The following is a 17,989-nucleotide window of genomic DNA, read 5'->3' on the forward strand; positions in this document are numbered from 1 at the left end:
CCCCTTTACTTGATGGAACTCGCCTGAAAATTCGCGCAGCTTGGTTCAAAGCAGCGCCTGATGTGCTCCAGAAAGGCTCTGGGGCGTCGGGTAACATAGAAATGGTCGCCAGCAATGGAAACAGGCCCGTGCGCATTGCGCAGCCAATCTTTCCAGGCATCGACCTCCGCGCGATAGGCCTCCTCGTCAGCGCTTCCGTAAAGCAGCAAGGCCGGCGTCTGAAGGCGCTCGGCGGACGATGGCGCCTTCGCACACCGATAGCTCTCTGTCGCCTGGAAATCCGCGCGAAGCATGGGCATGAACACGGGCCACATTGCCGGTTCGCCCAGCAGTTGCGGCGCACATCCGCCAATAGCGACCAGTTGCTCCAGGAATGCGTAATCCGCAAGATGGCTAAGGGGCCGACGCCCGCGCAGATGCGGGGCGTGGCAGCCGGAGATGACGAGTCCACGCGGAGATACGCTCTGCTGTTCGAAGCGGGCGCAGACCTCATGAGCCACCTGAGCTCCCATGCTATGGCCCGCCACGATGAGCCTATAAGGATCAATGCCTTTGGCCTCGATGTCCTCCTGCACACACTCTGCAAGCTCCTCTATGCTCGCCACGCAGGCCTCATTCATCCGGTGATCTCTCCCAGGATAGACAGCCAGCGACACCCGGATACCGACCGGCTGAAGTTCTCGCCAGCTTCGGAATGCGCTGGCACTGCCTCCGGCGAAGGGGCAAAGCACAAGGTGCAGGGCATCAGTCGCCAGGGCGGGAGCGCCACATAGAGACAAGAAACTATCCATGCGTGCCCCTTAATGCTGCCTTGCTCGCCTCGGCGCCATTCAGATCATCCCAGGTGATAAGCCTGGGCGGCGCAAGGTGGCGCTCAACAATCGGCGGGGCGACATGCAGTACCGCGAGCCACAGACGGGCCAGGGCCAATTGGTACGCCGGGCTGAAAGCCGCCGGCACGCTTGCTCCATCCAGTACCTGGCGCAACGCCCGCAAGGCATATGCGATGCCGGCCGCGCCATCGATTTCGAAGGCATCCCGCCAACTCCCGGGAGCATCGCGCAACACCATGGATGTCGGTTGCGCATAACAACCGCCCGCATTGGCACCGCGGTACATCGTGCGATCATCACTACCATGCTGCGGATCGTGGAAAACACCTGTCCATAGCACCGGACCGTAGCTGGATTCGAGCGTCAGGTAGCCAGAAGGCCACGCCAGGCTTGCCCGATGCATCACCAGACTGAACATGTCCGGGTCGGAAGGGTCCAGGTAGGCCTGCAGACGCAGAACGGCCTGCGAGCCCCCCGGCAGCACAAGCCGCAGCGGGACGAAACAATCATCACTGCCGTCCAGCACCTCCACGCGGATCCCGTTCCCATCTACCAGTCCGCAAGCCTGCAGCAACAAATCCAGCATCGAGTAAAGCAACTGGCGACTGGTGGTCAGTTGCGCGGAACACGGCTTCTGGCCTTCCAGGAGACTGCGAATGCGGGATGCCTTCTCTATCCAGCATCGCCCCGCCGGAATATTCGGATAGAAGCTATTGATCCAATAAACCAGATTGCTCTCATCGGCGAGCGCCTGTAGTCGGGCCACATCATCAGGATGCAAGGGATGCTCCTGCAGCACATGGATACCCCGGCGCAGAAGATCGGCCGCAAGCTGGCTGCCTTCGCCCTGTGCCACGGTCGAACGCACCACCACGCAGGCGATGTCGATGTCATCAGGCAGCTGCTCCAGGCTTGTATAGAGGGGAATGCCGAAGTCGTGTGCCAATTGCTGCGCACGCCTGCTACCGCGTGCCAGCAAACCGGCCAGCTCGAGGCCGGCCTGAGGCTGCAGAAAGGCATTGAGGTACACCTCACCGAACTTGGCTCCGGCGATCAGCACGCGCCGGCTCTGCTTTCTGTCTGTATGGGTCATTGGGTTCGCTCCTGGCAGGGATAGACGGACAGCCATTGCCGCGTCATGGCAGCGACTTCCCGCGCAACGGCGGCGTCTTCCATAAGCTCCCAGTGATCGGCTTTGACGACATGGATCTGCGCCCCTGCCTTCCAGGCCGACCATTCGCGCACTGCTGGCGTCCAACGCTCGGGATGGCGATCCGCTTCGATCCACAAACGGGGAATCGGAACGGCTGCGCCGACGCGGTGCTTCGACAGCAGGTCCAGCAAGCGGTAAATGCGTGTCAGCCATTGGCGGGCGACGTCCACGGGCAATGGCGGGCTGACCACGCCTGCCGCAATGGCGCTGCGTACAAAGCTTTCCAGGCGGTGGTCTTCGTCCATGTCCTCCCAACCGTGCGGCAGCGCGATCTGGCTGCGTTCTTCGACCAGCAGGCGCATGAGCGCGGAAATATCGTCGACCACGAAATCAGCACCGCATACTGGATCTATCAGGACCAAGCGCACGGTCCTCCGGCGTGCGTCCAGCATGCGTGCGATCTCGGCAGCGACAGTAGCCCCATAGGACCAGCCGATCAACGTGACAGGCCCATCTCCAAGCTGCGGCGCCATCGTCTGCAAATAGCCCGCAGCAAGCGCCAACAAGTTGTCCACCTCAATCTGCTCCGGCGCCTGCAAGCCCCACACCTGGCAATCCAGGAATTGGGCAAATGTCAGGTACGACGTCACGCCACCATCCGATGCGTGGAACACGAACCCGCGTTCGCTCGATGCCCCCTGGCTCAGTGGCACAAGCATGTTTTTCATTTCCTTGTGCCCGATGCCCTTGAGGGTCCCGCAGAAGCCCGCCAGCGTCGGGTGGGAAAACAACGCCTGTAGACTGGCACCGGCAACGCCCATGCGATTGAGCTGCGCAACGACGCGTGTGGCAATCAGGCTGTCGCCACCGATCTGGAAGAAATCACTGCCCGGATGCACCGGCTTGCCGAGGAAGGACCGCCACATCTGTGCAACGCTTTCCAGCAGTTCGTCGGATGGGGGAACCCCAGTGTCGGCGTACGCCATGGCTGCGGCGGTGTCTCCAGACGTTTTCGCCATTGTCGCAGCAGGTTCTCCTGATACGTCCCCGGGGGAAGTCTCATCTGCCACAAACATGCCCAGCGGCTCGCTCTGCTGTACCGTCACGGTCGGGAACGCACCGCCAAAACGTTGGGCCAGTTCCTGCTCCAGCCCTGCGCAATCGACATGCATGGCCCGTACCACCCGCGCCACAATCACATGCTGATGAATGGGCGAAACCTCCTGCTGCGGCCACACCAGCTCGAGAGAGAAACCGGCATGCTGCAGCGCGTCGCGCCATTGGGATAGGTCCAGCATGGCTTTGTCGTCGACAACGCGATGATCCTGATAGTTACCCAGCCCCTCGATGAAGCCCACGCTGGCTATCTGCAGCAGGCTGTCGCGTTGAGTGGCCTCGATCAGCAGCAACCGCGCGCCGGGTTTCATCAGGCTGCTGATACGGCGCAGCGAGCGGACGATATGGCTGGCGTCGTGCATCACCTGGGCAGCGACCACAAGGTCATAGCCCTCAACCGGATGCATCGCGTAGTCGACCGGCTGGTTGATGTCGAATAGCCCGTACGCCATGTCATCGCGCCCGGCGAAGCGCTTGCGTGCCTCGTCCAGGAAGAAGGTCGACACGTCGGTGAAATGATAGGCCTGCAGTTGCCTGCCGAGCGCTTCCAGCACGGCTCCCGTGGTGGCACCAGTTCCTGCACCGATCTCCATGACGCGCAGATTGCCACCTGCGCTCGCATGTTGTGCCAGCGCACGCACGACACGTTCCACATTCCGGGCCACGCACTGCGCCGCCGGATTCTCGGCATACAAGGCGCGGGTAATCGCGTAATCATCCACAAAGAACAGCTCTAGGGCCGAACATGTACCTTGCAGCAGTTCCGCGTGCCGCTCTATGCTGCGGCCGAGATAGGCAGCCAGCACCTCGCCCCACGGGCTGGATAGCACCGTCGGCGCCGCTGGTATCTGACTCGCTGGTATCTGATCCAGCGGGCGCTGGCACACAAAGCACCGATCGTCCTCAGACAGCCATCCGGCGTTCGATAGGGCATGCAACCACTGGCGGACGATACGCTCGAAATGCGGCAGCACCTTCAGCCGTTGGTAGATCTCGTCCAGCTTCAAGGCTTGGCCTTCCTGTACGAACAGGCCTTGGCTCGCCAGAGTTCCGGCGATGCCATGCAGTGCGCGGGTCTCCAGCGCATGCCACACCGCATCAAAGCGCGACTGCTCGGCTGCGTCCAGCCCCACCAGGCCAGGCAGTCCAGCCAGGGACTGGCCGGGCAGACGGGCAAGCGTATACGTGCGCTCCGCCGCCACGACCTTTACCCGCAAGCCTCCCGTCCCGGCATCGGCCCGTACATCGGCCCGTACATCGGCCTGCAGGATGCCATCCTTCCGGAGCACGGTATCCTCGACTTCACGCAGATCTACCGTAGTGCCTGCGATGGCAGAAGGCCACCCACGGCGCTCAAAACGTTGCGGGGCGCGCTGGCCTTCAGGCAGCTTCCACAGTCCTTGCTGCTCCATCAATTCCGGGAACAGCGCGACGGCCTTCAAGACCTCGCGGAAATCCTCGAACATGGACGGCGCCACGCCACCGGCCAGCACCTCATCCATGCAGTACCAACTGAACACCAGTTCACCGTCGATCTCCATGACCTGGTGATCCAGCCAGACCTGCGGAGTCTGCGTAAACACATGCACCGGATTGCCCAGCAGGCTCGTCATCGCCTGGTCGATCGCCAAACCATCCAGGGTCATGCCCAGCATGCTGGTGAAAACAACCGGCGTCAGAGGCTGATGCGATTGCCTGCGTATGCGGCCCAGCTCGCGCAGCAATTCCACGCCATTGACCTGGCTATTCGCCAGATGCTGCCAAAGGCGTTGCTGCGTCTGTTCGATGGATCGACGCAAGGTGCAGGACGGATCGCCCAAGTCGAAGTCGACCAGCAGCACCGAAGTGAAGTCGCCGATCAACTGGCGCACCTGCGGATGTATCGGGCGCCGGTTGAAGAACGTCAGGTTCAGCGTGAAGGCCGGCCAGCGCGCCCAACGCTCCAGCGTCCAGGCAAATAACGTCATCAGCGCCGCCGAAGGCGTCACGCCCCAGGACTGCCACTCGCGCTTTAGGCGATCCCAGCTCTCGCGATCCAGAACCGCCTGGTAGGTGGTGAAATGCGGCGGCATAGCCACCCGCCGAGGCTCGGCCAACGGCAACCGGGGCGCAGGCGGGAAGTCCGCCACGCGCTCCTGCCAGTAGCACCAAGCTTGCAGCCACGTCGGCTCGCGGCGGCGGGCCTGCTCATCCAGCACATAATCGCGGAACGTGATCTGCAGCGGTGCCAAGACTTCGCCCCGATAGAAGGCGGCCAGGTCGTCCATCATGACCTTGAAGCTTTGCACATCAAACAGCAGCAGGTCCAGGTTCATATGCAGCCGGTAGCGCTCGCCATCCAGTTCGGTGGCAATCAGCTCGAACACCGGCCAGCGGTCTGCGGGCAGCACACGATAGGACAGCTCGCGTCGGGTTTCGTCCAGCAATTGCTCGCGCTCGGCGGATGGCAGATGCGACAGGTCGCGGCGCTCGATCCGGTAATCCTCCACCCCGGAAAGGATACGCTGCTGACCGTCTTCTCCGACAATCATGCGCAACATGTCGTGCCGGCGCACCAGCGCATTCCATGCCTGTTCGAAGCGGTTCAAATCGAACTGGTCGTGTCGCAAATCCCATTCGAACAGCACATGGCAGGCCACGCCGCCATAGTCGATCAGGCTCGTCCTGCCCATCCAGTAGGCATGCTGAATCGGGGTCAGCGGGAAAGGCTGGTAACGTCCCCGTGCATCGTGATGCAGTACTTGGGGCTGCTGTGGCGCTTGCGTGGCAAGCTGCCCCGCCTGTTCCACGATAAGGCGGCTCAACCCGTCGATGGTCAGATTGCGGTAGGCTTGTTCCGCGTCGATGCGAACGCCGAGGCAACGCTGGATGGTGCTGCTCAATTCCAGGAACAGCAACGAATCCAGGCCCAACTGCACCAGGTCGCGCCTGGGGGACAGTCGGGACGGCTCGTCGAGGCGCAGTTGTTCGGCGACCTGCATGACCAGCCACTGTGCCACGGCGTCGGCATCGCCCAGCTTGTCGGGCGGCAACGCCATCGTTGTCGAAGGAGGCGGCGACCCGGCAACTTGACCAGGGCGCCCGGCTGACGCTGGCGGCGTCTCGTCGAGAGTTTTGTGAGACGGCGATGGCCTCAAACCCAGCAGCTGCCTGCGCGCCTCGTCCAGCCGTTCGGGCACTACCCGCATCGCCAAGCGATACGGCGCCGCCCGCGAAACCGCCTGCTCTAGATGCCACAGGCCTTCCGCGTCGCTCAGTACACCCATGCCATCGTCGGCGAGGCGTTCGCGCAGGCTGGGGTCCGCAGCGCGACCTGTCTCGCCCCATGCGCCCCAGCCAATGGAAACCACCGTCACCAATTGCTGATCACGGCGCGGAGTCGCTGCCTCATAGGCCAGACCATCCAGATAGCCACTCGCCAATGCATGCGCTGCCTGTCCCGCACTACCGAGCGCCGCAGCCGCCGAAGAGTACAACAGCAGGTAGGCGCGGTTTCCGGTTTCCCGCAATCGGTCGTAGATACGCCGGGCAGCATGGGCCTTGACGGCGAGCACCGGCGTCAGCCGGCTGCCGTCCAGCGTTACGATCGGACCGTCATCCAGCACGCCAGCGGCGTGGGCGACGCCAGCGATGCCGAAATCCCTCTGCAATCGGCCTAGCACGGCATCGAGTTCCCCTGTATCGGCAACGTTGCAGATGATGGGGGCTACCGTGCAACCGTAGCATCGCTGCAGATCGGCCGCGAAGTCGGCGGCGTCTTCGTGTTCATGGCGTGCCAGCAGCGCAATCCGACCTGCCCCGCGGCTGGCCAGCCATCTCGCGCCCAGACGACCGAGGCCGCCTAGTCCGCCTGTCACGACGTGCCAGCCGCTGCCCGCCAGAGCGTTCGCGGATAGAGCGGGCGCCGCGTATTGCTGAGGCAGCAACCGAGGCAACCAGACCTGGCCGCGGCGTACCGCGACCCAGGGTTCGCCCTGCGCCACTGTCCGCAGCCCCTTGGCCAGATCCTGCCACCCCGACGCAGCGCCCAGATCCACCACGGCGATACGGTGGTCCCCGTTCTGTGCAGCCAATTCGACTGCGGCGGTGCGCGCCAGCCCCCAGAGCGCATGGTGAACAGCGTTGGCGGCATCATCTTCCGTTACCACCCAAGCAGACCGTGTGACCGCCACGACGCGACCGCCCTGGAGCACTGTGACGACATCCAGTAAGGGCTCGGCCACGGTTTCCAATGTAGCAGTGGAATCCAGAATGAATAGGGCATCTGCGGCACCTGCATCCAGAACCAGACCTGCGGCGGCCAACTCGTCGGCAAGCGCCGCATCGGCGCAGCCGCACAGACGGAACGGGCCATTGCTGGCACTGTCAGAAAATGCTACCGTCCCGATGCGCTCCCATGACCAGTCATAGTGCGTGGCGGGGACGGCCACCAGTTCGGGCAAATCACCGTCGCTAGCCGGCTCCAAGGAACTGGGGCAACGCCACATGCCCTCCGGATCGCAGACGCTCAGTTCGACCCACGCCTGCCCCAGCGGCTGGGCGTGCCATTGCAGCCGCACCAGGTTCAGCCAGTCCGGCGCACGGGTCGTCGCATCCGGAGAAGGCATCGTTCGGCCATCGCCATGGCGGCGCGCCATCTGCGCGCAGGCCTCGGCGATGCGCGCCTGCCATTCGGCTTCGCGGCCTGCGCAGTCAGACCAATCCGCCAGATAGCAGCCATCGTTGGCCAGTGCCTGCCCCAGCACGCCACTAATCCGCATAGAAGCCACAGTGCCCGTCTGCGTGGCATCTGCACCCGGTGCCGTGGCCAGCACAATATGCTCGCTCATGTCCGCCGTCGCCGTACCGTCCTCCGGCAACCAGACGACGTTCTCGAATCCTGCGGCGAGACACTGTTCGCGCCAGCGCGCGGTCGTCAGGAACAACTCGCCACCACGCACCTCGTCGTCGTGCAATGGCAGCACCAGCGGGCCAAAGACAAAATCGAACAGCCGCATGGGCCGCGTGATTTCGCGCATCAGCAGGCTACCGCCCGGCTTGAGCAGCGGCAGCAGGTTTGCCAACGTCCGGCCCACGTGCTGTGTGGCATGGATCACGTTGGCTGCCACGATCAGATCATACGTTCCCGCCTCAAATCCCTGCGTCGCGGCACTTTTCTGAAGATCGAGTTCCCGGTACTCGATGAAGCCGTATTCCTCGAACTTGCGCTGTGCACGGCGTGTGAAAATCGCGGAGATGTCCGTAAAAACGTAACTAGCCCGGGGCAATCCGGCCAGTTCGGGCAGAAGCCAGGCCGTGGTCCCCCCAGTGCCGCCGCCAACTTCCAGCACACGGAAGGCCGAATCCCTCGTGCGCCGCGCCAGATCCGCAACGACACCAGCGGCAATCTGGTTGAAATAACGCCCGAAACTGAAATCCTGGTAGAGCACCTCGACGCCGCTGGATGCGCCCTCCGGGAAGATCACCGCCACGGGCTCGACCTGGCCGCTCATCATCGCATACAGGTTTTCGCCGGCCCGCGCCACAGTATCGGCAATGACATCCAAGCCTTCGCAGCACTGCAGAAGCTCTTCTAGCAGCGCAGCATGCTCCCGATGCGGGACAGGCTTCGCGGTCGAATACAGGTCGCCATCGACACGCAGGTAGCCGTCTTCGACGCAGGCATTGAGCAGTCTTACCAGCAACTGGCGATAGCGCGGCAGCAAACGCCCACCTCGCAGCATGTCCAGGACGGTGGCGCCTGCCGCGATGCGTTCCCCCACGCATTCGCGCACCATCTTGTCGACAAAAATCGCATGCAGCTTCGTGACGCAGTCGTATATCCTTTCCAACCTGGGCAGATCCAGTTCCTGCGCCCGCCGCCGGGCCTCGGTGTGCGCCCTATCCAGGCGGGTGAACATGACGCCGGATGCCTGCGCCATGGCTGGGGCGGGCTTTTGCGCCTCGCGCCAGTAGCGTTCGCGCTCGAAGGGATACAGCAGCAGGCGCTGCTTCATCCCGGCAGTGGGAAGCAGCGTATTCCAAGGCAGATCCAGGCCTGCGGCATAAAGCTGCATCAGCGTCTGCCTCACCAGCCATTGTGCAGGCTGGTTGCGCTTTGCACTGGCAACCCAGTGCGCGGCATCCGGCAGTTCCCGCTGTCCGATCCCGGTCAATGGCGCATCAGGCCCCATCTCCATGAAAAGGCCGGCGCCATCGGCCGCGGCCTTACGCAGGCTCTGAATGAAACGCACCGGACTGCGCATGTGACGCCGCCAGAAATCCGGCGCATTGAGTTGCCCGGCATCCACGATTTCTCCGGTCAGCCCGGAAATGAACGGCACCGTGCCATCCCGCGCACGCTCGGCAGCCGATGCCTGCTGGAATTCGTCCAGGATCGGATCGAGCATGCGCGAATGCGCGGCCCCTGTGACGGCCAGCAGGTTGTTGCGTATCCTTAGCGCGTCCAGTTCCGCCGTCATCCGCTGGACGATGTCACGTTCGCCGGAAAAGACCAGATGCCGCTCGCCGTTATAGGCAGCCAGGTCCAGTCCCAGCCGCTGCGCAACCGGCAAGATCTCGGCGTCACTGGCAAAGACCGACAGCATCGCGCCGCCGCAGCAGCGATCCATCAAGGCGCCGCGCAAGCGCAGCAGCGGCATAACCTGCTCGTGCGTGTAATGTCCGGCCACCACGGCCGCCGCAAACTCGCCCACTGAATGCCCCAGCACCATGTCCGGCGCCAAACCCAGCGTCTGCCAATGCGCCGCCATGGCTAGCTCGAAAGCGACGATGGCGGGCTGGGCATATTCCATGCGCTGAAACAGCCCGTGCTCGGACTCCATCAGCGCCGTGCGCAGTCCCTCAAGAAACTCCCTATCGCGCTTGGTATCGAATACCGCCAGACAACGCGCCAGGGCATCCGCAAATGCAGAGGATTGCGCCTGCCACGTTCGAGCCATTCCCGGCCATTGCGACCCCTGACCTGTAAAGAGCCAAACTCGTTTGCCAGGCGCATCATGTCCCAAGTGAATCAGGATGTCGTCCTCGCCGTCGGCCAAGGCCGCCAAAGCCTGCGCAGTCTCCTCACATACGGGCACGGCAAGCCGCCATGCCATGTCAAGCTGGCGGCCATGCAGCGCGGTGTAGGCTACGTCGGCGATGGGCTGTTGCCGCAGCGCCTGTGCATAGGCGCCCGCCATACGCCGCAGCGCGCCTTCGCTGTTGGCACTAAGCAGCAGCACGGGCTCGGCATCCCCTCCTTGCCTGGTGCCGCCATCGTTCCCCGAAGGATCCTGGCATTGCCGCAACGCCTGAGGCAGGCAGGCCACTACCATATGGCAGTTAGTGCCGCCAATACCAAAGGAAGACACACCGGCCGTACGCAACGGCGTCTCCCAGGGCTGCGCGGTCGTGGGCACATAGAAAGGCCCGTCATCCAGCCGCAATGCCGGGTTGGCCTGACTGAAATTCACGCATGGCGGGATCATGCCACGCTCCACCGCCAGGACTGCCTTGAGAAAACTGGCAACGCCGGCGGCGGTATCCATGTGCCCCATATTGCCCTTGACCGAGCCCAATGCGCAAGCTGGTCCCTGGCCTGCTGGATGAAAAACCGAATGCAGCGCTTCCAATTCGATGGGATCGCCCAATGGCGTCGCCGTACCGTGGGCCTCGATCATTCCGATCTGGTGACTCTGCACCCCGGCCAAGGCCCAGGCGTCGGCGATCACTTCGCGCTGCCCCGCAACCGAAGGCGCGGTATAGCCCACCTTCTGGTCGCCATCGTTGTTGATGGCGCTGCCCAACACCACCGCGCTAACCGGGTCGCCATCGCGCAAGGCGTCCGAGAGCCGCCGCAGCACCACTGCCGCAACACCGTTGCCGGCATACGTTCCCTGGGCCAGGGCATCAAATGGCCGGCAATGCCCGTCCGGCGAAAAAATCATGCCCTGCTGGTACAGATACCCGCTCACCTGCGGGAAGGAGACCGCAACGCCCCCCGCAATCGCCATCCCGCATTCACCGGCGCGCAGGCTTTCGCATGCCATGTGTGTCGCCACCAACGAACTGGAGCATGCCGTCTGCACCGTGACGGCCGGGCCGCGCAGATCGAGCTTGTACGCCACACGTGTCGACACATAATCCTTGTCGTTGCCCATCAGCGACTGCAGGCTTCTGACATGCGCCACCTCGGCGATGTCTATCGCCTCCCGGCCGGGATAGGTGCTGATCCGACCCGCGCCGAATACGCCCGTCTTGTGCGGTACGGCCCTGGGCGCATAGCCCGCGTGTTCCAGCGCATGCCACGCGATCTGCAGAAACAGGCGCTGCTGCGGATCTATCAGTTCGGCCTCTTGACGCGAATAGCCGAACAGCTCGGCGTCAAAGGCATCGGCATCGGCCACTACCGTCCCGCTGGGCACATAGGCAGGATTATCGACGGTGGTCGCCGGGATTGCGGCATCCAGCAGTTCCTGGCGGGAGAACCGGCGATTGCACTCGCGCCCGGCCACCAGATTGGCCCAATAGGCATCGGCGTCCTCGGCCTCGGGAAAGCGGCAGGCATAGCCGATCACAGCGATGGGCTCTCCATCCGGGTAGTGCTGGTTCAACAGTTCTTTGATGTTCACAACGTACTCCCCCGTCGGCGTTGCGCCCTTGCCTGGCGTTGTGCCAGTAAATCGCGCCGCCCGTTATCCACGCCGCGCGTTGCATCCCCGCCGGCGCCTATGCCCTGCAGGTGCGTCGCCAGCGCAAGCGGCGTCGCATGGGCAAACAGATCGGTCACCTGAAGGCTGGCGAACCCGGCCTGCTTCAGATGTACATGCAACTGGACCAGTTTGAGCGAAGTCGCTCCCGCGTCGAAGAAGGACTGGCGCGGCTGGACCGGCAGTCCGACGGTCTGCTCGAAATGACCGCACAGCGTCTGCACCAGCACATCATCGGCACGCAACGCGGCCGGCCGCGCCCCAGCGCCAGGCAAGAATGAGGCGGGCAATTCGACCGCGCTTGATATGGGCACAGCCGGCTGCGACCGGCTTGCCCGTACCAAGCGCGGCACCAACACATCCAGCGCAAGACTCCAGGCGGCGCCATCCTGCGCCAGCCGCCGCAGCAGCGCCACATACCGGTCGAACATGGTCTGCACTTGTTGCGGCTCGAACAGCTCCTGCACGAAGTCCCAGTTCAGGCGCAATTCGCCCTCGGACTCGTACACTTGGTGGTCGAGCCAGACCTGGGGCGTGTGCGACAGCCCCCAGCGCGGCTTCATCCAGGAGGAGTGCGCCAGGAAGCGGTCCTGCTGAAAGCCCAGCGCACTGGTAAACACCACCGGCATGGCCCCTGAGGCCCGCCCTGATCGCTGCGCCAATTGACGCATGACCTGGATAGCCGACACATCGCGGTGTAGCAGGTCCTGCCGCAAGCGTTGCTGAAGTCGATGGGCGCTGGAGCGCCAGTCCCGGTCCGGTTGCCAGGCCAGCAACAGCAAGGTCGTGAAATCCCCCAGCACCTGGTCGATCTGCGGATGCAGCGGCTGGCGATCGAACAGCGTCAAGTTCAGGCACAGATCTTCGCGCGCGGCCCAGGCCGACAGCGTGGTCGCATAGGCCGCCAGCAACAAGGCCGAAGGCGTCAGCCCCTCCTCGCGGGCGCGCGCCTTGAGCGCGGTCCACTGCGGGGCGGAAAGATGGGCCGAGACCCGCGCGAAATGCGGCACCCTAACTTCGTCAGGATCACAACGCAAAGGCAGTTGAGGCGCCGGTGGCAGGCTATCCAGGCGACGCGCCCAGTACGCTCGTGAAACCTCGTTGATGTCACATTGGCGAACATGTTCCTGATAATCCCGGAAACCGATGGCCAACTCGGGCAAAGCGATCTCCGGGCTCATGTAGAGCTGCTCGAGTTCCGCCAGCAAAATCTGCATGCTCAGCCCATCGAGCATCAGGTTATCCAGGCAGACGAACAGCCGGGCCTGCGAGCCGCCGGCGACCTGCGCCGCCTGCATGTCGAAGACCGGCCAATGCGCGGGGTCCAGAACCTGCCTGGCCAAGCGCTCGCGCAAGGCCACGGTTTCCTCGCCGTCCAGATCTGCCACCTGATGCCGCTGCAGCGTGAAGCGCGGCACATCCTTTAACACCTGCTGCATCCCATCCTTTACCACGGCCCGCAGCAGGTCGTGGCGTTCGATCAGCCGGTTCACGGCGCGCTCGAAACGCGCCGCGTCCAAATCGGCGACCTCGAACTCGACAAAAAAATGCGAACCGACTCCGCCCAAGGCAAACCCCGGCTGGCGACCGACCAGATAGGCCTGCTGGACATCCGTCAGCGCAAACGGGGCATACCGGCTGGCCGGGTCATGACGCAGACCGTCCGCCTCCTTCGCGTCGGCTCGATGCAGCGTCGCGGCGAATGCCGACAGCGTTGGATAATCGAACAGATCCCCTAGCCTGGCCGCATAGCCGCGCCGGCCCAACTCACCGATCAGGCGCGTCGCCAACAAGCTGTCACCGCCCAACTGAAAGAAGTGGCAGTCCCGATAAATGTCCGGCGCCTTCAGTAATTCGCGCCACAAGGCCGCCACGGCCTGCTCGGCGTCCCCTTGCGGCGGCTCGCGCTCAGGCCCTGGCGCCTGCTCGCGGCCGCCGCAGCGCTGCGCCAATGCACGGTGATCCACCTTGCCGTTGGGCGTCAATGGCAACTGGTCCAGGAAAAACAGCCGCTGCGGCACCATGTAGCCCGGCAGCAGCTCTCGCAAGGCGGCTGACAGCTTGCCGCTGTCAGGCTTGAGCACCTCGCGCGGCGCGCGCAAGACCAGCCATTGCACGTGACCGGACAGGCCACTGGCCTGGCAGCGCATGCCATGCCCAGCCAGCACCGACTGCCACCATGGCGCCTCTTGCAGCCGCTTGGCGATGCCACCGCTATCGTCATCCGTCAGCAGCTCGGCGGACACCAGAGCCAGGCTAGATGCGCGGCGCAGTTCATGTACGCAAACCAGCGCCGAAGGCACGGCTATTGCCAGCGCCGCCCGCAGCCCTGCGTCGCCCAGCCGGTGCAAGGCATTGTTGGCCCAGACCACATCGGCCCGGTGCAAGTCTTCAGATGGCACGTCGGCATGCCAGCGCCGTGCCTGGGCGTGTGCGTACCGCTGCAAATTCGCGGCGGCACGCAGCACCATCTCCGGCGACTCGTCCCAGGCGGTGTACTCCACCACTGCGGCATCCAGCCGCTGAAAAAGCCGCAACGCTGCCTGACCGCTGCGCGCACCTACCTCATGCAAGCGCACCGGGCGTCCCAGCACACCGGCCAATGCCTGGATCATGCCGGCGAGCGCCTCGATGGCCGCCGGCACGCCCCGCGTGCGCAGCAGCAATTGCTCCGGCGCCCAGAACGGATGGTCCAGCAAGGTCTGAGCCGGCCGCTCGCCACGCACAATCTGCGCCAGCGGCGTATGGTGCGTCAGCAGCACACTGGCCAGCTCCCGCAACGCATGGTCGGCCGGCGGCTGCGAGGGAGTTGGCGGGTCACCGGCCGCAGCGACATAGCATCCATCCTCCAGCTGCCGCAAGTATCCCGCAACGGCCAGATGCCCAAGCCAGCGGTCCATCAATCCCGTCCAGCCCGGCTGTGCGCCATACCGGCGCAACGCATCATCCACCGTGATTGCCGTGGCGAACGCCACGCCTTGCTGGCACAGATGATCGAACAGGAAATCGGCCACCAGCCGCGCCACGCTGGCTTCGTTGTCAGGTTCGCACTGATCCTCGGCGAGGACCTTATGCGGCGTCAGCGCCGCATAATCGTCCGGCACGGCAGGATCGACGGGAAGGACGCTGTACAACGCCGTGCCCTGCGGCACCACAAAGGCGGCAAGCGACTTCTCCCGCTCACCCACAGCCATCGCCACGGCGCTCTTGACGCCCTGCACGCGCAGCAGCGCCGCCTCGATTTCGCCCAGCTCGATGCGGTAGCCGCCGATCTTGACCTGCTTGTCGCGCCGCCCCAGGAATTCCAGCCGGCCATCCGGCCAGTAGCAGCCCATGTCGCCAGTGCGGTACCAGCGTTCGCCGCCTACCGTCACGAACTGCTGCGCCGTTCGCTGCGGGTCGTTGAAATACCCAAGCGCCACGCCTTCCCCGCCTATCCACAATTCCCCCGCCACCCAATCCGGGCAATCCCGTCCCTGGGGATCGGACACGCGATACTTCTGCCGCGCCAGCGGATAGCCGTAGGGAATTGAACGCCATTGGGTGGCCACATCCTCCACATCATAGACATTCGACCAGATGGAAGCCTCGGTGGCCCCACCCATCGCCACGAACCGGCCATCGGGGCGCAAGGCCCGATAGCGCGCGGGCAGGTCCAGGCCGATCCAATCGCCCGACAGCATGATCGCGCGTAGTTTTTCGGGCGCCCGCAGGTCGAACCCCTCGCTGTAGGTCAGCAGCATGTCGAACAGCGCCGGCACCGTGTTCCAAAGCGTCACGCCATGCCGTTCGATGGCCTCGCACCAGGCAGCGGGGTCGCGCCGCTGGCTCTCATCGACCAGCACCAGCGCGCCGCCCGCGGCCAACAGCCCGAAGATGTCGTAGACCGACAGGTCGAAATGCAGCGCCGACAGCGCCAGCACCCGGTCGCCGGCTCCCACCGCATAGCGGCGGTTCAGCTCCGCGCAGGTGTTTACGGCGCCGCGATGGGAAATGATCACCCCCTTGGGCGTACCTGTGGAACCCGAGGTATAGATGATGTAGGCTGGCTCATGGGCATCCACCGTGCGGCAGTCCGGCAAGTCCGCGTGCCTGATCGCATCCTGCCAGGGCAGAAATATCACGCCATCGGTAGCACCGTTGTCTGACGCACCGGCATCGTCCCTGCACACCAGCACCAGAGCAGCGCCCGCGCCCTGATAGATCGCGCGCCGGCGCTGCGGCGGCTGATCCAGCGAGACCGGCACATACACCGCGCCCGCATACAGCACACCCATCACCGCAACGATCTGCCCAATACCTTTGGACATGGTGATCGCCACCGTGTCCCCTGGCCTCACACCCTGAGACACAAGTGCACCGGCGCAGCCTCTGGCCTGCCCTGCCAGCTCCCCGTAGGTCAAACGGCGGTCGCCATGGATCAGCGCCACCGCATCCGGACACTCGCGCGCTTTGCCCAAGAAGCCATCATGCAGCAACCCTTGGGGCACGGGTTCGCCGCCAGGCGCATTGATGTGCGCGCGCACCGCCCGCTGTTCTTGCGGCATCAGGTCCGGCACGTCTTCATGCCAGGCGTCGGGCTCGTCCAGCAAATGCCGCAGCAGCCGCAGGTAAGCCTGGAACATGGCATTGATCAGGCCCGGCGGGAACAACTCATCATTGCTGTCCCACTGCAGGAATACCGAGCCGCCGTGTTCGTAGGCCAGGTGGTCGATCCATACCTGCGGCGTCTGCGATATCCCCCAACCGGGCGCGCCCAGGGTGCGCTCGGCATCCTCGCCGAACAGCGGCCGGCCCAGGTTGCTGGTAAACACCACCGGCGCGCCATGGGGATAGAGCCCTGAGCTTTTGCGCAGCTCGCGCAGCAGTTCCACCCCTGACCAGTGCCGGTGCTCGTAGGCATCCATGAACGTCTGCTGGTTGGCTTGCGCCAGCGCGCCGAAGCGATCGCCCTCGCCCGCAATGTCCAGCAACAGGATATTCGTGAAGTCGGCAATCATGCCTTCGACTGCGGGATGCAGCGGCTGCGGGTCGAACAAGGTCAGATTCAGCAGCAGCCTGGGCTGACTGCACCAGCGCGACAACACGGCGCCAAAGCAGGTGGCCAGCGCCATCGTCGGCGTCACGCCATGGTCGCCGGCGCAGTCTTTGAAGCGCGCCCAGTCCTGCGCCTTGATCTCGCTTCGCCGCCGTGAGATGCGCACCTGCCGGATCTGCTCAGGTTCGCGCGCCAGCGGCAGTTGCGGCGCATCCGGCAAGGTTTCCAGGCGCCCGATCCAGAACTCCCGTGCCTGCCGCCGGGCTGCCTCATTCTCCTGCGCCGCCTGGGCCAGATAGCTTCTGAAATCGTAGTCCGCGCTCACCGCCGGCAGGCGCTCGCCACGCACCAGCGCGGCCAGCTCATCGAACACCAGGCTGAAACTGCCGGCATCCAGCACCAGCAGGTCGATCTCCGCATGCAAGCGGCGCCGCCCATCGGGCAGCAGCGTGAGCTGGAAATCGAAATTCTCGCCCTGCTCGACAGCCAGTACCCGATGGCCATGCCGAGCGCGCATGCCCTGTAGATGCGCCTCGCATTCCTGCGCCGCAGCGAATCGCAGATCATGCACGGTCAAACCGCGCCACCGCTTTGCAGGCCGATACTGCTGCCGGCCATCGGCGAGGAAGGTCAGCATCAGCATGGGATGGCGCTCGATCAGCATGCCGATGGCCTGTTCCAGCCTATCCGCATCCAGCCCGACACCATCAAATTCCTGGTACAGGTGGCACCCAACGCCACCCAGTGTCTGGTGGGGTGCGCGCCCCACCAGATAGGCATGCTGCACAGGCGTCAGATCGAACGGCTCGCCATCCCTCATCGTGGGCCATACGCGGGATGGCGCTGCCTGGGCCGGTGTCGCAGCCGCCCCTGCTGTTGCGGGATGCTCCTGCAGCAACAGGGTCCAGCCGGCCAGCGTCGGGTTCTGGTAGAGATCCCGCAGCTTGACCTGATGCCCGCGTTTGCGCAGCCGATGCAGCCAGGCCATCAGCCGCATGGAGTCCAGGCCCAGTTTCAGGAAACTGGCATTAGCATCCAACTGGTCAGCCGGCATGGCCAGGTCCGCGGCCAACTCCGCCCTCAGCACCTCATCCACCATGATGCCTTCGTCCGTTTTACCCAGTACCGCTTGCGTCATCGGATATGCCTCCTTCAAATC

4 protein-coding genes are annotated in these 17,989 nt (G+C 64.2%); all 4 read right to left on the reverse strand.

Annotation, left to right across the window (positions count from 1 at the left end; all coding sequences use genetic code 11):
* Positions 1 to 5 precede the first annotated feature (5 nt).
* Genes BUB23_RS22130 through BUB23_RS22145 form a run of 4 tightly spaced genes read right to left on the reverse strand, consistent with a single transcriptional unit; the run spans position 6 to position 17,968 of the window.
* Entirely contained in the window at positions 6 to 791 is a 786-nt protein-coding gene (locus BUB23_RS22130; protein ID WP_073108079.1) for a thioesterase II family protein, read from the reverse strand.
* The gene (locus tag BUB23_RS22135) at positions 784 to 1,926 is read right to left on the reverse strand and encodes a Gfo/Idh/MocA family oxidoreductase (RefSeq protein ID WP_073108081.1); all 1,143 of its coding nucleotides are present in this window, start codon (positions 1,924 to 1,926) and stop codon (positions 784 to 786) included. The genes BUB23_RS22130 and BUB23_RS22135 overlap by 8 nt, the downstream gene beginning before the upstream one ends.
* Positions 1,923 to 11,714 (reverse strand): polyketide synthase, encoded by a 9,792-nt coding sequence (locus BUB23_RS22140; protein ID WP_073108089.1) that lies wholly within the window; start codon positions 11,712 to 11,714, stop codon positions 1,923 to 1,925. Before BUB23_RS22140 ends, BUB23_RS22135 begins: the two co-directional genes overlap by 4 nt.
* Complete coding sequence (locus tag BUB23_RS22145; protein WP_073108093.1) at positions 11,711 to 17,968, reverse strand: non-ribosomal peptide synthetase; 6,258 nt, start codon at positions 17,966 to 17,968, stop codon at positions 11,711 to 11,713. Before BUB23_RS22145 ends, BUB23_RS22140 begins: the two co-directional genes overlap by 4 nt.
* Positions 17,969 to 17,989: the final 21 nt, after the last annotated feature.

The organism is Pollutimonas bauzanensis, from assembly GCF_900129885.1.
GTDB lineage: Bacteria > Pseudomonadota > Gammaproteobacteria > Burkholderiales > Burkholderiaceae_B > Pollutimonas > Pollutimonas bauzanensis.